This is a genomic window from Bradyrhizobium sp. USDA 4501, from assembly GCF_054062115.1.
Genome location: NZ_JBSSEX010000001.1, coordinates 3,831,342 through 3,856,594 on the forward strand (window position 1 = coordinate 3,831,342; position 25,253 = coordinate 3,856,594).

Here is a 25,253-nt window from a genome sequence, read left to right on the forward strand (position 1 = left end):
CGCCTCCCCTAAGGTTGCGGAGCCCGCACCTGATCCATGGCGCGGCCGGATCTGGAGCGGGACCACACGATGGGGACGGAACGACGCAAGGGCGATCGTGTCACGTTTGAGCGCGGCATAGCAGCGCACATGATGGGCATCGACGGCACCTGGCGGCGCGACTGCACCATGGAAGACGTGTCGGAGACGGGCGCCAAGCTCTCCGTCGACGGCTCGGTCGAGGGCCTGAACCTGAAGGAGTTCTTTCTGCTGCTGTCGTCCACAGGATTGGCCTATCGCCGCTGCGAGCTGGCATGGGTCAATGGCGACCAGATCGGCGTCAACTTTCTCAAACAAGGCGACAAGAAGAAGAAAACCGCCAGACGCGGCACGCAAGCTGCCGACGTCTAGGCCAGGGTCGTCATTGCCGTCTTACGGCCGTCATGTCTCGTGACTATGGCGTCTGATTGATGTGCTTGCCGAATCGCCGTGATATGATCGGCGCATGAGAGATGATGACCGAGAATATCCGGAAGATGCCCGTCACTCCCCATAAAGCCATGGTGCTCGCTGCGGGCCTCGGCGTGCGCATGCGCCCCCTGACCAACACGATGCCGAAGCCGCTGGTCAGCGTCGCCGGCCAGCCGCTGCTCGACCATGTGCTCGACAAGCTCGCCGGCGCCGGCGTCAGCGAAGCGGTCGTGAACGTGCACTATTTGCCTGACCAGATCATCGAGCACGTCAAGCCCCGCAGCCGTCCGCGCGTGATCATCTCCGACGAGCGCGACCAGGTGCTCGGCACCGGCGGCGCGGTGGTGAAGGCGCTGCCGCTGCTCGGCGATGCGCCGTTCTATCATCTGAACGCGGACACGATGTGGATCGACGGCGTGCGCTCCAATCTGGCGCGGCTCGCGGAAACCTTCGATCCCGCGCGGATGGATATCCTGCTGCTGATGGCGCCGACCGCTACGAGCATCGGCTATGGCGGGCGCGGCGACTATTCGATGTTGCCGGATGGCGCGTTGCGCAAGCGGCGCGAGCACCAGGTGGTGCCGTTCGTCTATGCCGGCGCCGCGATCATGTCGCCTGCGCTGTTCGCCGACGCGCCGGCCGGCGAGTTCTCGCTGACCAAGATGTTCGACCGCGCCAACGAGCAGGAGCGGCTGTTCGGCCTGCGCCTCGACGGCGTCTGGATGCATGTCGGCACTCCGGACGCGATCCAGGCTGCGGAAGAAGCTTACCTGGAAAGCGTCGCGTAGGCGGCGCCTTCGTCAGCCATCGGCGTCGATCGCGAGCACCGCGAAGCTCGCAAGCCAGTGTTCACCCATATAGTCGCTGGCGATATACGGCAGGCCGGCGTCGAGATGCCGGCGCGCGGCATCCTGCAGGATCGGACGGCGCGCATCGGCCGCCGGCAACGCACCGGCCAGCGCCCGCCAGCACCATGCGCGGCTGAGATTGAGCCCGTCGAGATGTGCCAGCTTGCCATCCGAGCGATCGGTGACCGTGGCGGGCCGGAACAGGGTTGCGGGTTCGCGCAGCTCGAGCCGCGGCAGGAAGCGGTCGAACCAGGGCAGGAAGTCACCCGGTGCCAGCAGCCGGCGCATGCACTCCGCTTCGATCAGCGCGGACGACTGGAAGTCATCACCGCTCGGCTCACCCCAGGCGGGGCAGTCCTGATCGGCGCCGTACCAGCGCAGCGCTGTGTCGCGCAACAGCGCACTGAGCGCATCGTCCTGTGTCACCGCGGCGTAGTCGGCTGCCATGCGCAGTCCGAACGCGGTGTTGAAATGGGTGCCGACCCGCACCGGATAGGTGGCGAGCGGCAGGAAATCGCGGTAGCGCTGCGCGAAGATCTCGGCGAGCGGAGCGATCCGATCGCGCCAGTTGGTGTTCTCGACGAGCGAGAGCTCTGCGGCGAGCTTCAACAGCCAGCCCCAGCCGTAAGGTCGCTTGAAGCCGCGCGCGGTCGGGGCGGCGAGATAGCTGCATTCGGCCGCGATCTTCTCCGCAACGAACTGCGCGTCGAACAGCGCGCGGATATCGTCCGCCGCCTCGGATGAGGGATAGCGGCGCAGCAACCGGGCAAGCATCCAGTAGCTGTGGACGCAGGAATGCCAGTCGTAGCTGCCGAAGAACACCGGATGCAGCTCGCGCGGCGTGCGCGCATCCTGCGGCCCCGCCAGCACGTGATCGGGCTTGTTCGGATATTCGCGCGTGACATGGCCGAGCGCGATGCGCGCGAAACGGACGGCGAGGTCTTCGGTCAGGATCGTCGCGCTCATGGTGAGGCATTCTCCTTGCACTCGCGGCGAACAAGCATCTCGATCAGCCGCGGCGTCATATAGATCGGAAACTGCGTGGCGGCGAAGAACAACGCCGTCATCGGCGACACCGCAGCGCCCATCGCCGACCAGACCAATCCGACATTGCGGTTGCCGAGAATGAGGCCGCTGGTCAGCCGTGCAGCCAGATTGCCCGGCGTGAGCAGCGCGCCACACAATTGCAGGGCGAGATTGCAGCCGAAGGCAAGGCCGACGCAGGTGAACGCGGCGGCCGGTTGCGCTTCGATCTGGGTGCGCACCCCGGCCATGGTGGCGATCGCGAACAGCAGCAGCGAGGCCAGCACGAGCGCGTCGATGATGCGCGCATGCTGCACCAATCGTGCCGCGGCCTGACGGCGCAGCAGCAACGCCAGCGCGCCGGCGCCGCCAACCAGCAGCGCCAGCCGCGTCGCGAGCGCCAGCGGATCGAGCGCGAGACCGGCAAATCCCGCCGCGATCAGCGGCACGGTGACCGGCGCCAGCGCCATCGACAGCAGCGTCACGGCAAGCGGAATGGTCGCATCGAAGCCGAGCATGCGCGCGACGGCCGCCGTGCCGCTCGACGGCGGCGCACACGCCGACAGCACCAATGCGACGATCAGCTCTGGTCGAAAGCCGGCGCCGCGCGCCGCGAAGCCGACGGCAAGCGGGCTCGCCAGCATGGCGAGCGCCGGCAACAGCAGCCAGACCAGCGGCCGCCGCAATGCGCGCCGGAACGCCGTGCCGTCGACCTGGAGGAAGGTGCCGAGCACCAGGACGAAGATCGCCGCCGTCATCAGCGGGCGCACGCCGTCCGCCAACGCAGGGAAAGCCAATCCTGCCAGCACGCCGATGATCAGCAGTGTCGGCCCGCTTGGCACCAGCCTCGCAAATCTCGCCAATTCCTGGGTCCCGTCGTCATGTCCGACCAACGAGCATAGGCCGGGGCAAATCATTGTTGAAATCGATTATTCTTATAAGCATTATTGCTACGATGAATTTATCCGCCATCGATCTCAACCTGCTGGTCGCCTTCGAGGCGCTGATGGAGGAGCGCCACGTCACCCGGGCGGCCGAGCGCATCGGGCTCGCCCAGCCGTCCATGAGCAGCGCGTTGCGGAGGCTGCGCGCGCTGTTTGCGGATGAGCTGTTCCTGCGCGCCGGCGCGGGCATGCAGCCGACCGAAAAGGCGCTGGCGCTGGCCGGGCCGATCGGCGAAGCGCTGCGGCAAATCCGGAGCGCGCTGGTGCCCGATCAGGGCTTCGATCCCGCGATCGCGCGACGGCGCATCACCATCGCCGCGACCGACTATGGCGATCTCGTCGTGGTGCCGGAACTGACCCGGCTGCTGCGCGTCGAAGCGCCCGGCATTGACCTTGCCGTGCGCCCGCTCACCGATGCGACGGTGGCGCTGGCGAAGCTGGAGCGCGGCGAGCTCGATGCGCTGATCGGCGGGCACCTGCCCGACTCGCCGCGCTGTGTCCGGCACCGGCTGTTCGAGGAGCGCTTCGTCTGCGTCCGTGACACCGCGCGCACGAGCCGATCGGAGCGCCTCGGTCTGGAAGATTACGCGACCTTGCCGCACGCGCTGTTCTCGGCGGCCGGCGGCGATGGCCTGCCCAGCGTGATCGACGCGCTGCTGGCGCGCCATGGACTGAAGCGACGGGTGGCGGTGACGCTTGCGCATGTGGTGGCCGTTCCGTTCGCCGTGGCCGGCACCGATCTGATCGCCACGATGTCCGAGCGCATCGCCCGGCGCTTCACGCATCTGGCCGACATTGCCGTCGTCGCACCGCCGATCGACATCCCCGCCTTCGCGATCGACCTGATCCATACGAGCCGCGCCGCCCGGGATCCGGCGCTGCGCTGGTTCCTGGATGCCGCCGATCGCTGCGCCGGCCGATTGCGATATTGAGCGGTGACGGTTCTCCGACAGGGGTGGCTAACGACGGTCGCCGCTCCCTATATTGGCGCCGGATTCGAATCAGGCAGCCCATGCGCGTCTTCAGTGTTCCCGTTTCTGCGCCGTTCCTGCGGACCGTCATCTCGGCGCTGGTCGATGGCCGGCTGGTCGCGGGATTCGAGGCGCAGAGCGATCCGGCAAGGCTCGCCAACGCCACGCTGTATCTGCCGACCCGCCGTGCCGGGCGGCTGGCGCGGGAAATCTTCCTCGATGTGCTCGAGTCGGACGCCGCCGTGCTGCCGCGCATCGTCGCGCTTGGCGACATCGATGAGGACGAACTCGCCTTCGCCGACCAAAGCGAGGACGTCGGCGGCGCCGCGCCGCTGGAGATTCCGCCAAGGCTGGGCGAGCTCGAGCGCCGGCTGACGCTGGCGCATCTGGTCGCCGCCTGGGCGAAGACGCCGGTATCGGCGCCGCTGGTGGTCGGCGGGCCGGCCTCGACGCTGCAACTCGCCGGCGATCTGGCGCGGCTGATGGACGACATGGTGACGCGCCGCGTCGACTGGCGCGCGCTCGACCGCCTGGTGCCGGACCAGCTCGACAAATACTGGCAGCACTCGCTCGACTTCCTGCGCATCGCGCGCGACGCCTGGCCCAGCTACCTCAAGGAGATCGGCCGGATCGAACCCGCCGCGCGCCGCGATCTGCTGATCGAGGCGGAGGCGGCGCGGCTGACCGCGCACCACGCGGGCCCGGTGATCGCGGCCGGTTCGACCGGCTCGATGCCGGCGACGGCGAAATTCCTGCACGCGGTGGCGAAGCTGCCGAACGGTGCCGTGGTGCTGCCCGGGCTCGACACCGATCTCGACGAGGACTCCTGGGACACGATCGGCGGCGAGCGCGGCGACGACGGCAGGTTCGTAACGCCGCCCTCGTCGAACCATCCGCAATTCGCGATGCACGCCTTGCTCGACCGCTTCGGCATCACGCGCCGCGACGTCGAGAGCCTTGCCGAGCCGGCGCCGCTCGGCCGCGAGGTGCTGGTGTCGGAGACGATGCGTCCCTCGACCGCGACCGCGCAGTGGCACGACCGGCTGGAACGGCCGGAGATCGTGGCGCGGATTTCCGCCGGGATGACCAACCTCACCGTGGTCGAGGCGCCCAATCCGGAAATGGAGGCGCTGGCGATCGCGGTTGCGATGCGCGAGGCGCGGCATCTCGGCAAATCGGCCGCGCTGGTGACGCCGGATCGCGCGCTGGCGCGCCGCGTGATGGCGTCGCTGACGCGCTGGAAGCTCGAGTTCGACGATTCCGGCGGCGATGCGCTGATCGAGACGCCGGCCGGCGTGTTCGCCCGCCTGACCGCGGAGGCGGCGGCCAAGGGGCTGGAGCCGCCGACGCTGCTCGCGCTGCTCAAGCATCCGCTGTTCCGGCTCGGCGGTTCGCGCGGCGCGCTGCGGCGCGCGATCGAGGTGCTGGAGATCGCGCTGCTCCGCGGCACGCGGCCGCAAGCCGGGACCGGCGGCCTCGCCCGCGACTTCGCGCGCTTCCGCGCCGAGCTGGTCAAACTGCACGGCGGCGAGACCTCGTCGCTGCACGCCATGGAGCCGCGCGCCCGGCTGCGCGACAACGAGCTCAACCGGGCGCAGGACCTGATCGCCAGATTGCAGGCGGCGCTGGCGCCGCTCGAAGGCATGGCGTCGTCAAAACCCCATGATTTCGCGGAGCTGGCCGCGCGCCACCGCGAGGCCCTGATCGCGCTGTCCGGCGACCAGAACGGCGTTGCCGTCGTGTTCGAGGAGCGCGCCGGTGCGTCGCTGGCGTCTGCGTTCGACGAGCTGCTCGCCAAGCAGCAGCCGAGCGGGCTGATGACGCCGCTCGCCGATTATCCCGAGGTGTTCCAGACCGCGTTCGCCGACCGCATGGTGCGGCGACCGGAATCGGCGCGCGCGCAGCTCAACATCTTCGGCCAGCTCGAAGCACGTCTCACCGAATCCGATCGCGTCATCCTCGGCGGCCTGGTCGAGGGCGTCTGGCCGCCGGCGCCGCGGATCGATCCGTGGCTGAGCCGGCCGATGCGGCACGAGCTCGGGCTCGACCTTCCCGAGCGCCGCATCGGGCTTTCCGCGCACGACTTTGCGCAGCTGCTCGGCCATGACGAGGTGATCCTCACCCACGCCGCAAAAGTCGGCGGTGCGCCGGCGGTCGCCTCGCGCTTCCTGCACCGGCTCGAAGCGGTCGCCGGCGAGGCGCGCTGGAAGGCCGCGACATCGGCCGGCGAAACTTACGTGCAATATGCCGCCGAGCTCGACCGGCCCGACAAGGTCGAGCCGATCCCGCAGCCGGAGCCGCGGCCGCCGCGCGAGGCACGTCCGCTGAAGATGTCTGTCACCGCGATCGAGGACTGGCTGCGCGATCCCTACACGATCTATGCGCGCTACATCCTGCGGCTCGATCCGCTCGACCCCGTCGACATGCCGCTGTCGGCGGCCGATCGCGGCTCGGCGATCCACGAGGCGCTCGGCGAGTTCACGCAGGTCTATGCCGACGCGCTGCCTGCCAACACCCTGCTCACGTTGCGCGAGATCGGGGCCAAATATTTTGCGCCGCTGATGGAGCGGCCCGAGGCGCGAGCGCTGTGGTGGCCGCGCTTCCAGCGCATCGCAACATGGTTTGCCGAATGGGAGCAGGCCCGGCGCGGCCAGATCGAGGCCATCAAGGCCGAGATCCGCGGCGAGATCGGCATCCCGCTCGACGATGCCAGGACCTTCACGCTCTCGGCGCGCGCCGACCGCATCGAGCGGCGCGATGACGGCAGCTTTGCGATCCTCGACTACAAGACCGGCCAGCCGCCGACCGGCAAGCAGGTGCGCATGGGCCTGTCGCCGCAGCTCACCCTGGAAGCCGCGATCCTGCGCGAGGGCGGCTTCGCCGACATCCCGGCCGACTCCTCGGTCGGCGACCTCGTCTATGTCAGGCTGAGCGGCAACAATCCGCCGGGCGAGCAGCGTTCGCTGGAGCTGAAGATCAAGACCAACGATACGCCGCAGCCGCCCGATGAGGCCGCCGACAGCGCGCGGCGCAAGCTCGAGGCCCTGATCCGCGCCTTCGACGACGAGCAGCAGGCCTACACCTCGCTGAACCTCTCGATGTGGGCGAACCGCTACGGCGCCTATGACGACCTCGCACGCATCAAGGAATGGTCCGCCGCCGGCGGCCTGGGGATCGAGGAATGGTGAAGGCGCCCCGTCCGATTCCGCCCGCCGTGCGCGACGCGCAGGCGCGCGCGTCCGATCCGAAAGCGTCGACCTTCGTGTCGGCCAACGCGGGCTCGGGCAAGACCCACGTGCTGGTGCAGCGCGTGATCCGGCTGCTGCTGTCGGGCGTGCCGCCGGAAAAGATCCTCTGCATCACCTTCACCAAGGCGGCTGCCGCGAACATGGCCGAGCGCGTGTTCACGACGCTCGGCCATTGGGTGACGCTTGACGACGCCGGGCTCGACGCCGCGATCCGCGAGGCCGGCATTGCCCATCCTTCCGCCACGTTGCGGCGCGAGGCGCGCAAACTGTTTGCCTGCGCGCTGGAGACCCCCGGCGGCTTGAAGGTGCAGACCATCCACGCGCTGTGCACCCGCCTGCTGCAGCAGTTTCCGTTCGAGGCCAACGTGCCGGCGCGCTTTGCCGTGCTCGACGACCGCGACCAGAACGAGATGATGGAGCGCGCCAATCTCGCGGTGTTCCTCGAAGCCTCGCGGATTCCCGACAGTCCCATCGGCCGCGCGCTGCGGACGGCGATGGCAAATGCCGCCGACGTCACTTTCAAGGAGGTGGTCCGCGAGGCCTGCCTCAGCCGCGACCATTTCATGGCCTGGACCGATGCCGCCGGCAACGCCGCGGTCGCCGCAGCGCAGATGTCGGCCGCGCTCGGCGTCTCCGCCGATGATCGCATCGAGGAGGTCGAGCGCGAGATCGTCGACGGGCCGAACCTGCCGCGCGCGAGCTGGAAGGAGATGGCGACGCTGCTCGATACCAGCAGCAAGGCGGATCAGAAGCAGGCCGAACGGCTGCGGAGCGCGCTGACCTTCACCGGTGCAGCGCAGGTCGACGAATATCTCGGCGTCTTCCTGACCGATGAACGCGCCCCGCGCGCGTCTGTCGTCACCAACAGTTTCATCAAGAAGAATGCGGTCGCGGGCCATCGGTTCGAGGCGGAGGTCGACCGTCTCGGTCCGTTGATCGAGCGCCGCCGCGCCGTGGTCGCGCGCGACCGCACCGAGGCGCTGATCCACATCGCGACCGCGGCTGCCGCGCATTACCGGCGCGAGAAGGTGGAACGCGGCCTGCTCGACTATGACGATCTGATCGACAAGACGCTGGCGATGCTCGACCGCGTCTCGTCGGGCTGGGTGCATTACAAGCTCGACCGCGGCGTCGATCACGTGCTGATCGACGAGGCGCAGGACACCAGCCCGCGGCAATGGGACATCGTCGCGCACATCATCTCGGAATTCACCTCCGGCGCCGGCGCGCGCGACGGCCTGGTGCGCACCGTGTTCGCGGTCGGCGACGAGAAGCAGTCGATCTTCTCGTTCCAGGGCGCGGCGCCGCGCGAATTCGACCTGCGCCGGCGCGAGCTGAAGCGGCGGTTCGAGGAGGCCGGGCTGAAATTCGACCCGGTGTCGTTCACCTATTCGTTCCGCTCGGGGCCGGTGATCCTGCACTCGGTCGACCATGTGTTCCGCGAGCAGGACATCTTCCGCAGCATTCATGCGGTCGAGAACGGCTACCCGATCCACAACGCGATGGCCGATGCCGGCCCCAGCCAGATCGAGCTCTGGGATCTCGCGGTTGCCGACGACCGCCAGGACATCGAGGGCTGGCGGGCGCCGTTCGACGGCGTCTCGGTGACCAGCCCCGAGGTGAAGCTGGCAAGGCGCATCCAGGCCGAGATCAAGCGCCTCGTTGCCAGCGGCACCATGACCGGCAGCGCCGGCGGGCGGCGGCCGCTCAGCTACGGCGACATGCTGATCCTGGTGCGGCGGCGCGGCAACGCCTTCGACGCGGTGATCCAGGCGCTGAAGCACGCCGGCATCCCGGTCGCCGGCGCCGACCGGCTGAAGCTGACCGAGCACATCGCGATCATCGACCTGATGAACCTCGCCGATGCGCTGTTGCTGCCGCAGGACGATCTGGCGCTCGCGGTGGCGTTGAAGAGCCCGCTGTTCGGCCTCGACGACGACGATCTGTTCAAGCTGGCGTATCAGCGTCGCGGCTCGCTGCGCGAGGCACTGGCCGCGCAGGCGCCGACCGACGAACGATTCTCGGCCGCGCTGCGCCGTCTCGAACAATGCGAGCGCCGCTTCGCCCAGGAGACGCCGTTCGCGTTCTACGCCTGGCTGCTCGGCGGCGATGGCGGGCGGGCGCGCATTCTGCGCCGGCTCGGCCATGAGGCGAACGACGCGCTCGACGAGTTCCTTGAGCTTGCGCTGAGCTACGAGCGCAAGGCGCCGGCCTCGCTGCAGGGCTTTGTCGCCTGGCTGCGCGCCGCCGACACCGAAGTGAAGCGCGACATGGAGATTTCGCGCGACGAGGTCCGCGTCATGACCGTGCACGGCGCCAAGGGCCTCGAAGCGTCGGTGGTGTTCCTGGTCGACACCACGACCTCGCCGTCGGACACGCAGCGGCTGCGGCTGATCCATCTGCCGCAGGGCAACGCCGCGCCGAACGCGCCCGGCGTCGTGGTGTGGGCCGGCAAGAAGGCCGAGGATCCGCCCGGCGTCGCCGAGGCGCGCAAGGCGATGCTCGGCGACACCGAGGACGAGTATCGCCGCCTGCTCTATGTCGCGATGACCCGCGCCGCCGATCGGCTGATCGTCGGCGGCTGCATGCCGGGCAACATGAACACGGTGCGGAAATCGTCCTGGTACGATCTGATCACCAAGGGCCTCGCCGGTTCCGGGCTCAAGCTCGAGGAGCTGGAGACGCCAGGAGGCAAGGTGATGCGCTATTCGCGGCCGGATGACGTCGCCGATCTCACCGGCGCGACTGCGTCGGCGGCCGCGGTGCCGATCGCTTTGCCGTCCTGGCTGCGGGCTCCGGCCGTACCAGAAGCATCGGCGGCGAGCATGCTGCGTCCGTCCGATCCGGCTGATGACGACAGCCATCCGATCCGAACCGGCGAATCGGTGCAGCTGCGCGCCCGCGCCCTGCAACGCGGCACGCTGGTGCACCGGCTGCTGCAGTCGCTGCCCGACGTCGCCCTCGAGCGGCGGCGCGCCGCCGCGCTCGGCTTCCTCGCGCGCAATGCCGACGGCTGGAACGAACAGGAGCAGGTCGCGCTCGCCGATCAGGTGCTCGGCCTGATCGGCGATCCGCGCTTTGCCGCCGTGTTCGCGCCGGGCAGCCGCGCCGAGGTCTCGATCGTCGGGCGGCTGGAGCGGCCGGGCCAGCCGAAGGCGCTGGTGTCGGGCCAGATCGACCGCCTGGTGGTGACGCCAACCGACGTCCTGATCGTCGATTTCAAGACCAACCATGCTCCGCCCAAGACGGCAGCCGAGGCGCCGCGGGGCTACGTCCGGCAGCTCGCGCTATACCGCGCGGTGCTCGCCAGGCTTTATCCCCAGCTGCCCGTGCGGGCCGCCCTGCTCTGGACCGAAACGACTGAAATCATGGAGATTTCCGCCCCCGCGCTGGACGCCGCCCTGGCATAAGTTCATGTCGGCGTGAGCAAGCTTGACCCGGCAAGGGGGCGTTCATAGGTTTGACCCATGCTCCCGGGCGCGATTCCCAACCGCGCCCTTTGGTCTCAACCGAACGAGGTACTCACATGGCCGTTGGCAAGGTTTCTGACGCCGATTTCGAAGCCGAAGTGCTCAAGGCGACCGGGCCGGTGGTCGTCGACTTCTGGGCCGAATGGTGCGGCCCCTGCCGCATGATCGCGCCCGCTCTCGATGAGATTTCCGGCGCGATGGGCGACAAGGTCAAGATCGTGAAGCTCAACGTCGACGAGAGCCCGAAGACCGCATCGAAGTATGGCGTGATGTCGATCCCGACCCTGATGATCTTCAAGGGCGGCGAGATGGCGTCCCGTCAGGTCGGCGCCGCGCCGAAGGCCAAGCTGCAGCAGTGGATCACCGCTGCGGTCTGATCCCGCTTCTTCTGATTAATAAATTCGTGCACGGCCGGCGGATTCGCCGGCCGTTTGCGTTGGGACCGCGTGTGTTGCGTTTGAAGGTCCCGGCACTTGCCCTCCCCGCGTCAAAAGCCCGCTTCCAGGTCCACGCCGCGCGTTGCGATGGAGGCGCGCTCGGTCGATGCCATCCCGCGCGGGAAGGAGTGGCAGTACGAACCCAAGTGGGACGGCTTCCGCTGCCTGCTGAAACGCGAAGGCCGCAAAGTCGACCTGCGCTCGAAATCCGGCGAAGATCTCGGCCGCTACTTCCCGGAGCTGGTCGCCGCGGCGCTGAGCGTGAAGGCAACGTCATTCGTGCTCGACGGCGAGATCGTGGTGCCGCACGGCCGAACGTTCTCCTTTGACGATCTCCTGCAGCGCATCCATCCTGCCGCCAGCCGGGTGACGCGGCTCGCACAGGAAACGCCCGCCTTGTTTCTGGCGTTCGATCTCTTGGCCTCGCCAACCAGGAAGAAGCTTTCCGGCCAGCCCTTGAGCGAACGACGACCGCAGCTCGAGGCGTTCGCCAGGTCGCAATTGAAATCCAATTCCAGCTTTCGGCTGTCTCCCGCGACGACGAGCTACGCGCTTGCCGGGAAATGGCTGGCGCGATCCGGCGGCGGCTTCGACGGCGTGATCGCCAAGCGCCTGGACCTGCCCTATCAGGCCGGCAATCGCGACGGCATGCAGAAGATCAAAAGGTTCAGGAGCGCCGACTGTGTGGTCGGCGGCTTTCGCTACGCCACCAACAGGACCGGCGACCGCCAAGTGGTCGGCTCGCTGCTGCTCGGCCTCTATGACGACGACGGCTTGTTGCATCATGTCGGCTTCACCTCCGCAATCAGGCAACAGGACAAGGCGGCGCTCACCGACCGTCTCGAGCCGTTGATTGCCAAGCCCGGCTTTACCGGGAATGCGCCGGGCGGCCCGAGCCGGTGGTCGACCGAGCGCTCGGCGCAATGGTGTCCGCTGAAGCCGAAGCTCGTGATCGAGGTCTGCTACGACCATTTCAGTGGCGATCGTTTCCGCCACGGCACCTCGATCCTGCGCTGGCGTCCGGACAAGGCGCCGAAGCAATGCTCGTTCGAGCAACTGAAGCAGAAGGCGGCCGACCCGATGAAGCTGTTGAGGGGATAACGGCACTGCCGTTGCGGTGCAGCGAATAGGAACCCGGACAGGCAGTCGATGTTGAGGGATCAAATGGCCCTCAGGAGGGACCCATGTCGAACCCCAGATCAACCGCGCAGGTCGCGGGACATCCTATCCATCCGATGCTTATTCCATTTCCAGTCGTATGCTTTGTTTTGACCTTCGTTGCCGATCTCGCTTTCTGGAAGACGGGCACTGACTTCTGGGCCAGCGCCTCGCTCTGGCTGCTTGGCATCGGCTTGATCATGGCCGCGCTCGCCGCCATCGCCGGCGTGATCGATCTCCTCGGAGACGATCAGGTCCGCAATCTTTCCGATGCATGGCAGCACGCCGGCGGCAATGTCATCGCGGTGCTGATCGCGCTCTACAACTGGTATTCGCGCTTCGAGCACGGCGCATCCGCCATCGTGCCGACCGGTCTCGCGCTATCGCTCATCGTGGTCCTGATCCTGCTGTTCACCGGCTGGAAGGGCTGGGAGATGGTCTATCGCGAGCATGTCGGCGTCTCGGATGAGGCGCATATCCATTAGCGGAGCGTCGTCTCGATCAGGCTGAGGAAACCTGAATCCCGGTCGTCATGGCCGGGCTTGACCCGGCCATCCATCTGCATTCGAAAAATGCCCTTGCGAAGATTGATGGATACGCGGGTCAAGCCCGCGTATGACGAATCGACCTTGGGGCGCGGTTACCGAATCCACCCCGTCGCCAGCGCCGAGGCGAGTTCGGCCTGGCCGTGCTGCCGCGCCAGCGCCGCCATTGCTGCGTGGTCGTAGGGGATGTGGCGGAAGGTGACATCCCAGCCACCATCGACCTGTTCGAAGATCGCATAGCGCGCATCGGGCGAACCGGCCTCGACGACATGCGGATGCGGCTTGCCGACGCGATAGCCGGGCGAGCCGACGCTGCCGGGATTGACGATCAGCCGGCCGTCGCGAAGCCGCACGGCGCGCGCAGTATGCGTGTGTGCGCAGAGGATCAGCGATTGCGGCACGCCCGCCGCTCTCGCCTCGATCGCTTCCAGCGAGGACATGCAGACTTCGCCGCCCGGCAGCACCGTCTCGAGCCAATAGGTCTCGTCATTCTGGGGCGTTGCATGACAGAGGAAAACTTCGTCGCGATAGATCGAATTCGCCGGCAGCGTGCGCAGCCAGTCGAGATGCCGCGGCTCGAGCTGGGTATAGGTCAGCCGCTCCCAGGAGCCCATTTTCTCATGCGGGCGGTCGATCAGGTAGCGGTCGTGATTGCCGAGCAGATGGACCGCATCGAGCGCCATCAGCGTATCGATGGTGGGCCGGGCGTCGAGCGGCCCGCTCACCATGTCGCCGAGGTCGACGATGTCGGAAATGCCCTGCGCGCGGATGTCCGACAGTACGGCTTCGAGCGCGAGATGGTTGCCGTGGATGTCGGCGATCGCAGCAAAACGCATGATGCTCGTCCTCCCTCATGCGCACCGCATCCGGGACGCGTCACCTGTTATGCAGGAGGCGTGCCGTTGGCCGCAAGCACGGGACCGGCCAGATACAGCGAGCCCGTGATCAGGATGCGCGGCGGCACCTCGTAGGCCAGCGCAGCAAGCCGCCGCAAGGCGGCGTCGACGCCATCAGCGATCTCGACCCGCATGCCGAGCGCGCGCGCGGCGTCCGCCAGCCTGTCCGGCGCCATGCCGTTGTCGCGGCCGGGCACCGGGACCGCGATGATGTGGCGGGTCAGTCCGGCGAAATTGGCGAGGAATGCGTCGGCATCCTTGTTGGCCATCATCCCGACGATCACCACCAGCGGCCGCGACACGCGCTCCTCCAGATCGCCGAGCGCAGCCGCCGCGACGCGGCCGCCCTCGGCATTGTGTCCGCCGTCGAGCCAGACCTCGGAGCCCTGCGGCCCCTGTCCGACGAGAGTGCCGGAAACCAGCCGCTGCATTCGCGCCGGCCATTCCGCATTGACGATGCCGGCTTCAAAGGCCGCGATGTTGAGCTTGAATGCGTCGATCGCGCGCAGGGTCGCGATCGCAAGGCCCGCATTGTCGAACTGGTGCCGGCCGAACAGTTTCGGCGCGGCGAGATCCAGCAGGCCGCGCTCGTCCTGATAGACCAGCCGGCCGCGCTCGACGCCGACATGCCATTGCTGGCCGGCCGCATGCAGCGGCGCGCGCATGCGGTTCGCCTGCGCCTCGATCACGGCCATCGCATCCGGCGCCTGCTCGGCACACACCACCGGCACCTTGCGCTTGATGATCGCGGCCTTCTCGCCGGCGATCGCCATCAGATTGTCGCCGAGGAATTCCATGTGGTCCATGCTCACTGGTGCGATCACCGAGGCGAGCGGCGCCTCGACCACATTGGTCGAATCGAGCCGGCCGCCGAGCCCGACCTCGAGCAATGCGACGTCGGCCGGATGCTTGGCGAACAGGCAGAACGCCACCGCCGTTTCCATCTCGAAGATGGTGATGGGACTATCGGCGTTGATGCGCTCGCAGTGCTCGAACGTCTCGCGCAGCTCTTCGTCGCCGACCAGCTTGCCGCCGCCGACGGCGCCCAGCCGGTAGCATTCGTTGATCCGCACCAGATAGGGCGAGGTGAAGACGTGCACGCGCAGGCCGGCGGCTTCGAGAATCGCGCGCAGATAGGCGATGGTCGAGCCCTTGCCGTTGGTGCCGGCGACATGGATCACCGGCGGCAGCTTGCGCTCGGGATGATCGAGCCGCTCCATCAGGCCGCGCATGCGATCGAGGCTGAGATCGATGCGCTTGGGATGCAGCGCCGATATCCGCGCGATCAACGCCTCGAACGAGGCTTGCGGTGAGGTGGCGCTTGCGGTCACGCGTGCGGCGCGGCCGGCACCGTCTCAGGCGCCGTGACGATCTGGGCCGGCTCGGTGACCGCGGCCTTGGGCTTCGATGCGGATTCAAGCGCCGGCGCCTTGGTCAGCAGGCGGCACAGCCGCGCCAGCGTGGCCTTCATCTCGTGGCGGTGCACCACCATGTCGACCATGCCATGCTCGCGCAGATATTCGGCGCGCTGAAAGCCGTCCGGCAGCTTTTCGCGGATGGTCTGCTCGATCACGCGCGCGCCGGCAAAGCCGATCAGCGCACCGGGCTCGGCGATCTGGATGTCGCCGAGCATCGCATAGGACGCGGTGACACCGCCGGTGGTCGGATTGGTCAGCACCACGATGTAGGGCTGGCGCGCTTCGCGCAGCATCTGCACGCCGACGGTGGTGCGCGGCATCTGCATCAGCGACAAGATGCCTTCCTGCATCCGCGCGCCGCCGGATGCGGCGAACACGATGAAGGGCGACTTCTTCTCGACCGCGAGTTCGAGCCCGCGCACCATGGCTTCACCGGCGGCCATGCCGAGCGAGCCGCCCATGAAATCGAAATCCTGCACGGCGACCACGACGCCGGCACCTTCTAACTTGCCGTAGCCGACCTTGATCGCGTCGTTCAGCCCGGTCTTGGTGCGGGCGTCCTTGATGCGGTCGACATATTTGCGCTCGTCGCGGAATTTCAGCGGATCCGCCGTCACCTCGGGCAGCGCGACGTCGAACCAGGTCTCGTTGTCGAAGATCGACTTCAGGCGCGCCACCGCGCCCATGCGCATGTGGTAGTTCGAGCCGGGGATCACGAACTGGTTGGCCTCGACGTCCTTGTAGAACACGAGCTGCCCGGAATCCGGGCACTTGATCCAGAGGTTTTCCGGCGTCTCGCGCCGCAGGATGTTGCGGATCTTCGGCCGGACGACGTTGGTGAGCCAATTCATGGTTCGCTCCGAAATGCGGATCGGTTCCGCACCAGCTGGATATATGGCGGGCCGGGCGAGCCCGGCAAGCCGCCATCGGCGGCCTTGTTGCCGCAAAATGTGGCTTATTCAGCGGCCTGCTTGGCGCCCCGGACCCCCTGCGCCAGCGCCGACACCAGGTCCGCCACCGCGCTCACCGTCTTCGGCGTCGCACGGCCCTCGGCATCGAGATTGGCACGCACCACATCGACGATCGCGGTGCCGACCACCGCGCCGTTGGCGTTCTCGGCGATCGCGCGCGCCGTCTCCGGGGTGCGGATGCCGAAGCCGACGCAGACCGGCAGCTTGGTGTGCCGCTTGATGCGGGCCACGGCCTCCGCGACCACCTTCGAATCGGCCGTCGCGGCGCCGGTGATGCCGGTGATCGAGACGTAATAGACAAAGCCCGAGGTGTTGGCGAGCACCGCCGGCAGCCGCTTGTCGTCGGTGGTCGGCGTCGCCAGCCGGATGAAGTTCAGCCCGGCCTTCATCGCGGGGATGCAGAGCTCGGTATCTTCCTCCGGCGGCAGGTCGACGATGATCAGGCCGTCGACGCCGGCGGTCTTGGCGTCGGCCAGGAAGCGGTCGACGCCGTAGATGTAGATCGGATTATAGTAGCCCATCAGCACGATCGGCGTGGCGTTGTCCTCCTTGCGGAAGTCGCGGACCATCGCCAGCGTCTTGCGCAGCGTCATGCCGCCCTTGAGCGCGCGCAGACCGGCGGCCTGGATCGACGGGCCATCCGCCATCGGGTCGGTGAAGGGCATGCCGATCTCGATGACATCGGCGCCGGCCTTCGGCAGCGCCTTGAGGATATCGAGCGAGGTCTTGGCGTCGGGATCGCCGGCCATCACGAAGGTGACGAAAGCGGAGCGGCCCTGCTGCTTCAGCTCGGCGAAACGTGCGTCGATACGGGTGGTCACTTCTTCCTCGCCTTCAAGATGTCGCCGACCTGCGGCACGTCCTTGTCGCCGCGACCCGAGAGGTTGACCACCATCAGGTGATCCTTCGGCCGCTGCGGTGCGAGCTCGGACAGTTTCGCGATGGCGTGCGCCGATTCCAGCGCGGGGATGATGCCCTCGAGCCGCGACAGCAGCTGGAATGCGGCCAGCGCCTCCTCGTCGGTCGCCGAGAGATATTTCACGCGGCCGGTCTCGTGCAGCCAGGCGTGCTCCGGGCCGATGCCGGGATAATCGAGGCCGGCCGAGATCGAATGCGCTTCCTCGATCTGGCCGTCGGCGTCCATCAAGAGATAGGTGCGGTTGCCATGCAGCACGCCGGGACGGCCGCCGGCCAGCGAAGCGGCATGCAGCTGCGTCAGTCCGTGACCGGCAGCCTCGACGCCGAAAATCTCGATCAAGGGATCGTCGAGGAACGGATGGAACAGGCCCATCGCATTGGAGCCGCCGCCGATGCAGGCGATCAGCGAATCCGGCAGGCGGCCCTCGGCCTCCTGCATCTGCTTGCGTGTCTCGTGGCCGATGATCGACTGGAAGTCGCGCACCATCATCGGATAGGGGTGCGGACCCGCCACCGTGCCGATGCAATAGAAGGTGTTGTGCACGTTGGTGACCCAATCGCGCAGCGCGTCGTTCATCGCGTCCTTCAGCGTGCGCGCGCCCGACTGCACCGGGACGACCTTGGCGCCCAGCATCTCCATGCGGATCACGTTCGGCTGCTGCCGCTCAACGTCGACCGCGCCCATATAGACCACGCATTCGAGCCCGAACCGCGCGCACAGCGTCGCCGTCGCCACGCCATGCTGGCCGGCGCCGGTCTCGGCGATGATGCGCTTCTTGCCCATGCGGCGCGCGACCATGATCTGGCCGAGCACATTGTTGACCTTGTGCGAACCGGTGTGGTTGAGCTCCTCGCGCTTCAGATAGATCTTGGCGCCGCCGAGATGCTCGGTGAGCCGCTCGGCGAAATAGAGCGGCGAGGGCCGGCCGACATAATCCTTCAGATAGACATTCATCTCGGCCTGGAACGCCGGATCGGCCTTGGCGTCGGCATAGGCTTTTTCGAGATCGAGGATCAGCGGCATCAGCGTTTCCGCAACGAAGCGTCCGCCGAAAATGCCGAAATGCCCGCGCTCGTCGGGACCGCTGCGGAAGGAATTGGGCAGATTTGGATTCATCGAACCATCAGTTCTTCTTGCCGGCTTGCGGCGCTGTTTCCGCTCCCTCGCCCCGCTCTTGCGGGGAGAGGGCTGGGGTGAGGGGTTTCTCCAATTGCTCGATCATCGTTGCAGCGCCCCTCACCCGCCCGCGCGTTGCGCGGTCGACCTCTCCCCGTGAACGGGGAGAGGTGAAGAATGCTGGATTGCGCGCGCGGCGCGGATGAAGGCGCGGATCAATTCGGGATCCTTGACACCGGGCGTGCGCTCGACGCCCGACGAGACATCGACGCCGCCGGCGCGCGTGACGCGGACGGCTTCAGTGACGTTGTCGGCGTTGAGCCCGCCGGAGACCATGTAGGGCAGCGCAAGATCGAGATTTTCCAGCACGTGCCAATCGAAGGGCGCGCCGAGGCCACCCGGCCGCGTGGCATCCTTCGGCGCGCGGGCATCGAACAGGATGCGATCGGCGACACCGGCATAACCCGGCAGCGGCGCAAGGTCGGCCGACGTCTCGACCGGCAGCGCCTTCATCAGCGGCAGGCCGAACTTCGCCTTGATGTCGCGCAGCTGCGCCGTGGTCTCCTTGCCATGCAATTGCAGGATATCCGGCCGCAGCGTCTCGACGATGTTTTCCAGGATCGCATCGTCGGCATCGACGGTGAGGGCGACCTTGACGGCGCGGCCCTTGGCGCGGCTGCCAAGCTCGCGCGCGGTCTCGAGGCTGATGTGACGCGGCGACGGCGGAAAGAATACGAACCCCACCATATCGGCACCGCCTTCAAGCGCGACGTCGAGCGTCTCGCGCGTGGACAGGCCGCAGATTTTGACGAGCAGGGGCATGGTCTCGAAACGGGTCTCAAAACGGGTTGTCGGGCGACCGGAACCGGGGTGAACCCTGGTCCGGTGGGGCGGGTTCTACAACGTCGCGCCCTGCTTGTCTCGCCCGGCGGCCCCGTAAAAGCCGAGTTGCGCCGGGGCCGGACGGCGCTGCGCGTCGTCCCGGGAGGCGGCGGCCTTGAGGTCGGCGAGCTCGGCGCGGACATGGCGGGCGTCAGCCTCGTGCTGCCGGGCCGCGCGGCGCCAGCGCCCTTGCTTGAACCAGGTTCCGATGCCGCCCGCGATCACGCCCAGGATCGCGGAGGCGATGATGACGACGAACAACGGCAGCGTGACCGCAACCGTCGGGGTCACCGAATTGAAGGGATCAAACGACACCGTCACCCAGTGACGGTTGGCGACTGCAAAAATGATGAAGATCAGACCGAGCGGAACGACGACCACTGCCGTGAAGAACTTTCGCATGACCATCTCTCGCAGCGATGGAGCAAATGCGGGCATATCGCCCGCAACACGGCAACGCCTGACGTCGCGCCTTAGGCGTCGGCCTTAAGCATCAGCCTTGGGCGCATCGACCTTGGCGGCGCCCGCCTCGGTCACGTCGCGGTTGAGGCGCTCGCGCATTTCCTTGCCGGTCTTGAAGAACGGCACGCTCTTCTGGTCGACCGGCACATGCTCGCCGGTGCGTGGATTGCGGCCGGCGCGCGCCGGGCGGTGCTTCACCGAGAATGCGCCAAAACCGCGCAACTCGACACGGTCGCCACGTGCCAGCGCTGCGACGATTTCATCGAGAATCGCATTCACAATGTTCTCGACATCCCGCTGATAGAGGTGCGGGTTGTGCTCGGCGATACGCTGAACAAGTTCGGATTTGATCATCGAAAGTGGGATCCGGGCTCTTGCGGAAACCCATTTCCGTGAAAATGCCGTGCACTGTCAAGACGCTAAATCGATTTAGGGCGTCGTGAAATCACGTGACAAATAGCCCAATTGGGGCATGCGGCGATTCCCGCAAAGCGGGAATAGCCTGACGAGCACGCCTTTGGCAGCCGATCAGTTGGTTCCAGCCGGGCTCCACAGCGCCAGCATGCCGTCAAGCCCGAACCGGTCGACCGCCTCGGCCACGCCGCCCTGCTCGATCCGCCGCGCGATCGCACCAAGACCGAACGCATCGAGCGTCACGGACGCCGCCGTGCGCAGGAAGGTCAGATCGCCGAACCGCGGATTAAGCTTGTAATTGCGCACCGGCAGGTCGCTTTTGACCTTCTTCTCGGCAACCAGCCAGGCGATCGCGGTCTTCTCGTCCCCCAGCTGATCGACCAGCTTGAGATCGACCGCCTGCCGGCCGGTGAAGACGCGACCGTCCGCGACCTTCTCCAGCAGGTCATCGTCCATGCCGCGCCGTTGCTTCACCAATCCACGGAACCATGCATAGGAGTCCTTGACGAGACCGTCGATCGCGGCACGGGCCTCCGGGCTGGTCGGCTCGAAGCCGTTCGGCGCGGCCTTCAGCGGGGAAGATTTGATCTCCTCCATCTTCACGCCGACAGTCTTGAGCAATTCCGAAACGTTCGGATACTGGAACAGAACGCCGATCGAGCCGACCAGCGAGGTCTGCTGGGCGACGATATGATCGGAGGCGATCGCCGTGATGTAGCCGCCCGAGGCGGCCAATCCCTCGACCACGACGACAAGCGGCTTCTTCGCCTTCAGCTGCATCAGCGAGTCGTAAAGCTGCTCGGAGCCCGCAGTGGTGCCGCCGGGCGAATTGATGTGCACGACAACAGCCGCATAGCTCGACTTGCCGAGCCGCTCCAGCGCCTCGACGCGATCCTGGTCGCTGCGGATCAGTCCGTCGATATTGACCCGCGCGATCGTGTTCGATGTCGAAAAGGTGCCGCGCCCGCCGGCGGCGATCACGCCCACACCGACGATGGCCGCGATCGCAATGACCGCGGCGGCGACGCGCCAGAACGTCAGTTTGCGCCTGATGCGGCGACGATCGACGATCACGTCCGAATCCAGCGACATCCGATCTCTCCAGAAATGGTCAGCGCGCAATCCGCGCGTTTTGCAGTCGCAGCGTCACTATCAGCTTAGCCAAATACATCAATTGCGACGCAATATGAAGAAAACAAGGCCCGGTATTCGGAGGCACTCGTAGCCCGGGTGCACGTGCGCTTCATCCCAGCCGCGCCCTAACCTCCCCTTGAAAAGGGGAGGTCGCTTTGCTCGCCAGAGCAAAGCGGGTGGGGATCAGCTCTCTCCATGAGCAGCATCGCCTGTGGCCGACCCCCATCCCGTCCTTCCCCCTTTCAGGGGGAAGGGGAAGACAAATCCGTAGATGGGGTAACGGGCCGGCCGCCCGCTCGCTACGGCGCAATTTGGAAGCGCGCTCGCGAGCGGCCTGTTGGTTGGAAGGCGGTCGTCCCTCAAACTGATGGTGTTCAACGGAGTCGGGCAAGCCCGCTCCAAGCATCATTAAGGGACGACCATGTACCACTATGCAGGAATTGACGTGTCTTTGGAATGCTCGAGCGTTTGCCTTGTCGATGGGACAGGCAAGATTTTGCGCGAGACGAAGGTTGCGAGCGAGCCGGCGGCGCTGATCGCCTGGTTCCGGTCGCTGGGTCTGGTACTGGAACGGATCGGGCTGGAGGCAGGCCCCTTGTCGCAATGGCTGTATGCGGGTCTGCGAGACGCAGGGCTTGCGGTCGAGCTGCTGGAAACGCGGCACGTTCGCGAAGCCTTCAAGTCGATGCCGGTGAAGACGGACCGCAACGATGCCCGCCGGATCGCGCAGTTGATGCGGCTCGGCTGGTTCCGGCCGGTGCACTGCAAGTCGGTCGCGGCGCAGGAGACCCGCGCCATCCTGACGGCGCGCAAGCTGCTGCAATCCAAGCTTCGCGATGTCGAGAACAGCCTGCGCGGCATACTTCGCGGTTTTGGCCTGAAGGTCGGTGCGACCACCGAGCGCACGTTCGCCGGACGCATCCGCGAGCTCGTGACCGGCCATCCCGGACTGGAGTTGGTCGCGGCGGCGCTGCTCCAAGCCCATGCGGTGCTGCTGCGGGAGTTCAAGAGCCTGGACAAGCACACCCAGAAGCTCGCCAGGACGCATCCATCCGCCAAGCTCCTGATGACAACGCCGTCCGTTGGTCCGATCGTGGCGCTCACCTATGCCGCGGCGATCGACGACCCGAAGCGCTTCCGCTCCTCGAAGGCCACGGGAGCCCACTTTGGGCTCACCCCGAAGAAGTACCAGTCCGGTGAGACCGACTACACCGGCCGCATCAGCAAGATCGGGGATGCCTCCGTGCGCGAGGCACTCTACCAGGCAGCTCACGTCATGCTGACCAAGCCGGTCAAGAATTGCTCGGCATTGAAGAGCTGGGCGATGCGGATCGCCCGGCGCGCAGGCATGCGCAAGGCCAAGGTAGCGCTGGCTCGCAAGCTCGCCGTGATCCTGCATCGCATGCTCGCCGACACCAAACCGTTCAACCCGATGACCAAGGCCATCTAGCCAGGAGCAGCAATCGGTTCCGGGCGGGCCACGACACCAGGCTCTCCCCGAGCGAAGTCCCTCCGCTGGGACGATGGATCCGGTCAGGCCGCCATCCGGGAAGTGGCTCACGACCACGCAATCCGTAGATTGGCCGGCCGGCTCCTCAATGCACCCCATCAGGCGACGGCCTTCGCGCCGATCCCGTACAGAAGCAAGTGCCCGGCGAGTGGATGACGCGAAAAGGGATTGACTAACCAAGGCCCGTTACAGAAGCCCGGATGAAGCGAAGCGTAATCCGGGAGGCTTCAGCAGCACGGATAGAAAGTCCCGGATTTCGCTTCGCTTCATCCGGGCTACGGATGCCCCAAAGCAAAGGGCCCCGGCTTGCACCGGGGCCCCGATTGTTCGCCTCAAATCGCGCGAACGCTTACTTGTCGGTGCCGCGGTTCTTCAGCGCGGTGCCGAGGATATCGCCAAGCGTCGCACCCGAATCGGAGGAGCCGTACTGCGCGATGGCTTCCTTCTCTTCGGCGACTTCCAGCGCCTTGATCGAGACCTGCACCTTGCGGGCCTTCTTGTCGAACTGGATGACGCGGGCATCGACCTTCTCGCCGACGGCGAAGCGCTCGGCGCGCTGGTCGTTGCGGTCGCGGGCCAGCTCGGACCGCTTGATGAAGGTGGTGAACTCGGTGCCCGAAATCCGGACCTCGATGCCGCTCTCCTTCACTTCGAGCACTTCGCAGGTCACGACCGCGCCCTTCTTGACGTCGCCCGGCTCGGCGAAGGGGTCGCCTTCGAGCTGCTTGACGCCGAGCGAGATGCGCTCCTTCTCGACATCGACATCGAGCACCACGGCCTTGACCATGTCGCCCTTCTTGAAGTTGTCGATGACCTGCTCGCCCGGAAGCTTCCAGTCGAGGTCGGAGAGGTGGACCATGCCGTCGACATCGCCCTCGAGACCCAGGAACAGACCGAACTCGGTCTTGTTCTTGACCTCGCCCTCGACCACCGAACCGACCGGAAACTTCTCGACGAAGACTTCCCAGGGATTGCGCATGGTCTGCTTGAGACCGAGCGAGATGCGGCGCTTGACCGAATCCACTTCCAGCACCTGCACTTCGACTTCCTGCGAGGTCGAAACGATCTTGCCGGGGTGCATGTTCTTCTTGGTCCACGACATCTCGGAGACGTGGATCAGGCCTTCGATGCCCGGCTCGAGCTCGACGAACGCGCCGTAGTCGGTGATGTTGGTGACGCGGCCGGTGAAGCGGGCACCCAGCGGGTACTTGCCTTCGATGCCCTGCCACGGATCATCCAAGAGCTGCTTCATGCCGAGCGAGATGCGGTGCGTCTCGTGGTTGATCTTGATGATCTTGACCTTCACGGTCTGGCCGATGGTCAGCACCTCGGTCGGGTGGTTGACGCGGCGCCAGGCGATATCGGTCACGTGCAGCAGGCCGTCGATGCCGCCGAGATCAACGAACGCACCGTAATCGGTGATGTTCTTGACCACGCCGTCGATCACCTGACCCTCTTCGAGGTTCTGCACCAGCTCCTGGCGCTGCTCGGCGCGGGTCTCTTCGAGAACCGTGCGGCGCGACACCACGATGTTGCCGCGGCGGCGGTCCATCTTGAGGATCTGGAATGGCTGCGAATTGTTCATCAGCGGCGCAACGTCGCGGATCGGACGAATGTCGACCTGCGAGCGCGGCAGGAAGGCCACCGCACCGTCGAGGTCGACCGTGAAGCCGCCCTTGACCTGGTTGAAGATGACGCCGTTGACCTTTTCGTTGTTCTGGAACGCCTTCTCGAGCTTGCCCCAGCTTTCCTCGCGGCGCGCCTTGTCGCGCGACAGCACGGCTTCGCCGAGCGCATTCTCGATACGGTCGAGAAACACCTCGACTTCGTCACCGACCTTGAGATCGCTTTCACGGCCGGGGCCGGCGAATTCGCGCAGCGCAACGCGACCTTCGGTCTTCAGGCCGACGTCGATGACGGCCATGTCCTTCTCAATTGCAACCACCTTGCCCTTGATGACCGAGCTTTCCTGCAAATTGCCGCCGGCAAAGGACTCATCAAGCATCGCCGCGAAGTCATCGCGGGTGGGAGTATAGGAAGACGCAGAATTCGAAACCATTTGTTCTCCAGATGCGGGATCTCGCCGGCCGTTCGGGTTGATGGGCGCACCGTGCGTGAAGTGTCGGGGTTCCGCAAACCCTGACGACCGCTCATTGCAGGAGGTGCAACAGCGGGCCGGCAGCAAGACTGCACGTTCGGTACGTATGATTGATCCGGAGCCTGAAACGAAAATATCGACTGCAAGACCTGGGAGCGGGCGTTCCTCCAGATGCGGCGTTGGTTTCGTTTGAGATTGGTTCAAACCCATCGCCGGCCCGCTCAGACACGGCCTCGACATCGTCGATGCTGCTCCGAACGGCGCTGATATAGCCCTGCATGCGACTTTCGGCAAGCAGGAAACGCCCAATTTTGCTGGGTTTTCGCGCCGAAAGCGCCG

Annotated in this window: 21 protein-coding genes; 9 read left to right on the forward strand and 12 right to left on the reverse strand. The window is 66.4% G+C overall.

Features of this window, described 5'->3' with window-relative positions; all coding sequences use genetic code 11:
* The first annotated feature begins 69 nt into the window (after positions 1-69).
* Together ACVWZM_RS17565 and ACVWZM_RS17570 are read left to right on the forward strand one after the other, a co-directional pair.
* Positions 70-390 (forward strand): PilZ domain-containing protein, encoded by a 321-nt coding sequence (locus ACVWZM_RS17565; protein WP_028337556.1) that lies wholly within the window; start codon positions 70-72, stop codon positions 388-390.
* A 125-nt stretch (positions 391-515) separates the two neighbouring features.
* Positions 516-1,238, forward strand: coding sequence for a nucleotidyltransferase family protein (locus tag ACVWZM_RS17570; RefSeq protein ID WP_057020444.1), 723 nt, complete (start codon positions 516-518; stop codon positions 1,236-1,238).
* Positions 1,239-1,250: 12 nt separating this feature from the next.
* Here the strand turns inward: ACVWZM_RS17570 and ACVWZM_RS17575 are convergent, their stop codons facing one another.
* Both ACVWZM_RS17575 and ACVWZM_RS17580 read right to left on the reverse strand, forming a co-directional pair.
* The gene (locus tag ACVWZM_RS17575) at positions 1,251-2,264 is read right to left on the reverse strand and encodes a DUF2891 domain-containing protein (RefSeq protein WP_076833815.1); all 1,014 of its coding nucleotides are present in this window, start codon (positions 2,262-2,264) and stop codon (positions 1,251-1,253) included.
* Positions 2,261-3,184: a hypothetical protein gene (locus ACVWZM_RS17580; RefSeq protein WP_456854031.1), complete on the reverse strand. Its 924-nt coding sequence runs from the start codon at positions 3,182-3,184 to the stop codon at positions 2,261-2,263. The genes ACVWZM_RS17575 and ACVWZM_RS17580 overlap by 4 nt, the downstream gene beginning before the upstream one ends.
* Before the next feature lie 92 nt (positions 3,185-3,276).
* Here ACVWZM_RS17580 and ACVWZM_RS17585 point away from each other — a divergent pair, with 92 nt between their 5' ends.
* The 6 genes from ACVWZM_RS17585 (at position 3,277) to ACVWZM_RS17610 (ending at position 13,034) form a co-directional block, all read left to right on the forward strand.
* A complete protein-coding gene (locus ACVWZM_RS17585) occupies positions 3,277-4,197 on the forward strand; it encodes a LysR family transcriptional regulator (protein ID WP_456856704.1) in 921 nt (306 codons plus the stop codon).
* Between the two features lie 80 nt (positions 4,198-4,277).
* Positions 4,278-7,424: a double-strand break repair protein AddB gene (addB, locus tag ACVWZM_RS17590; RefSeq protein ID WP_456854033.1), complete on the forward strand. Its 3,147-nt coding sequence runs from the start codon at positions 4,278-4,280 to the stop codon at positions 7,422-7,424.
* On the forward strand, positions 7,418-10,894 hold the full coding sequence (addA, locus tag ACVWZM_RS17595; protein WP_456854035.1) for a double-strand break repair helicase AddA: 3,477 nt from the start codon (positions 7,418-7,420) through the stop codon (positions 10,892-10,894). The genes addB and addA overlap by 7 nt, the downstream gene beginning before the upstream one ends.
* 116 nt (positions 10,895-11,010) lie before the next feature.
* Complete coding sequence (gene trxA, locus ACVWZM_RS17600; protein ID WP_016847387.1) at positions 11,011-11,331, forward strand: thioredoxin; 321 nt, start codon at positions 11,011-11,013, stop codon at positions 11,329-11,331.
* 147 nt (positions 11,332-11,478) lie between these two features.
* On the forward strand, positions 11,479-12,492 hold the full coding sequence (locus ACVWZM_RS17605; RefSeq protein WP_456854037.1) for an ATP-dependent DNA ligase: 1,014 nt from the start codon (positions 11,479-11,481) through the stop codon (positions 12,490-12,492).
* Positions 12,493-12,575: 83 nt separating this feature from the next.
* Positions 12,576-13,034: a DUF2231 domain-containing protein gene (locus ACVWZM_RS17610; RefSeq protein ID WP_057020418.1), complete on the forward strand. Its 459-nt coding sequence runs from the start codon at positions 12,576-12,578 to the stop codon at positions 13,032-13,034.
* Positions 13,035-13,189: 155 nt separating this feature from the next.
* On the opposite strand, the gene ACVWZM_RS17615 is transcribed toward ACVWZM_RS17610, so the two are convergent.
* The 9 genes from ACVWZM_RS17615 to sppA all read right to left on the reverse strand — a co-directional run bounded on the left by ACVWZM_RS17615 (position 13,190) and on the right by sppA (position 21,264).
* Positions 13,190-13,930 (reverse strand): metallophosphoesterase family protein, encoded by a 741-nt coding sequence (locus tag ACVWZM_RS17615; protein ID WP_456854039.1) that lies wholly within the window; start codon positions 13,928-13,930, stop codon positions 13,190-13,192.
* 47 nt (positions 13,931-13,977) lie between these two features.
* Positions 13,978-15,222, reverse strand: coding sequence for a bifunctional folylpolyglutamate synthase/dihydrofolate synthase (locus ACVWZM_RS17620; RefSeq protein WP_456856706.1), 1,245 nt, complete (start codon positions 15,220-15,222; stop codon positions 13,978-13,980).
* Between the two features lie 95 nt (positions 15,223-15,317).
* A complete protein-coding gene (accD, locus tag ACVWZM_RS17625) occupies positions 15,318-16,259 on the reverse strand; it encodes an acetyl-CoA carboxylase, carboxyltransferase subunit beta (RefSeq protein WP_057020415.1) in 942 nt (313 codons plus the stop codon).
* Positions 16,260-16,363: 104 nt separating this feature from the next.
* On the reverse strand, positions 16,364-17,200 hold the full coding sequence (trpA, locus tag ACVWZM_RS17630; RefSeq protein WP_057020414.1) for a tryptophan synthase subunit alpha: 837 nt from the start codon (positions 17,198-17,200) through the stop codon (positions 16,364-16,366).
* Positions 17,197-18,414, reverse strand: coding sequence for a tryptophan synthase subunit beta (trpB, locus tag ACVWZM_RS17635; protein ID WP_057020413.1), 1,218 nt, complete (start codon positions 18,412-18,414; stop codon positions 17,197-17,199). The genes trpA and trpB overlap by 4 nt, the downstream gene beginning before the upstream one ends.
* A gap of 120 nt (positions 18,415-18,534) precedes the next feature.
* On the reverse strand, positions 18,535-19,236 hold the full coding sequence (locus ACVWZM_RS17640; protein ID WP_456854041.1) for a phosphoribosylanthranilate isomerase: 702 nt from the start codon (positions 19,234-19,236) through the stop codon (positions 18,535-18,537).
* Positions 19,237-19,311: 75 nt separating this feature from the next.
* Positions 19,312-19,698, reverse strand: a complete 387-nt coding sequence (locus tag ACVWZM_RS17645; protein ID WP_253588354.1) for a LapA family protein — start codon at positions 19,696-19,698, stop codon at positions 19,312-19,314.
* An 84-nt stretch (positions 19,699-19,782) separates the two neighbouring features.
* Entirely contained in the window at positions 19,783-20,112 is a 330-nt protein-coding gene (locus ACVWZM_RS17650; RefSeq protein ID WP_016847379.1) for an integration host factor subunit beta, read from the reverse strand.
* Positions 20,113-20,286: 174 nt separating this feature from the next.
* Positions 20,287-21,264 (reverse strand): signal peptide peptidase SppA, encoded by a 978-nt coding sequence (gene sppA / locus ACVWZM_RS17655; protein WP_168856666.1) that lies wholly within the window; start codon positions 21,262-21,264, stop codon positions 20,287-20,289.
* 463 nt (positions 21,265-21,727) lie between these two features.
* On the opposite strand from sppA, the gene ACVWZM_RS17660 reads away from it, so the two are divergent.
* Positions 21,728-22,756 carry an IS110 family RNA-guided transposase gene (locus ACVWZM_RS17660; protein ID WP_057016162.1) on the forward strand — a complete coding sequence of 343 codons (1,029 nt, stop codon included), beginning with the start codon at positions 21,728-21,730 and terminating at the stop codon, positions 22,754-22,756.
* A 409-nt stretch (positions 22,757-23,165) separates the two neighbouring features.
* Here ACVWZM_RS17660 and rpsA read toward each other — a convergent pair whose 3' ends face one another.
* Complete coding sequence (rpsA, locus tag ACVWZM_RS17665) at positions 23,166-24,875, reverse strand: 30S ribosomal protein S1 (protein WP_028337539.1); 1,710 nt, start codon at positions 24,873-24,875, stop codon at positions 23,166-23,168.
* Positions 24,876-25,253: the final 378 nt, after the last annotated feature.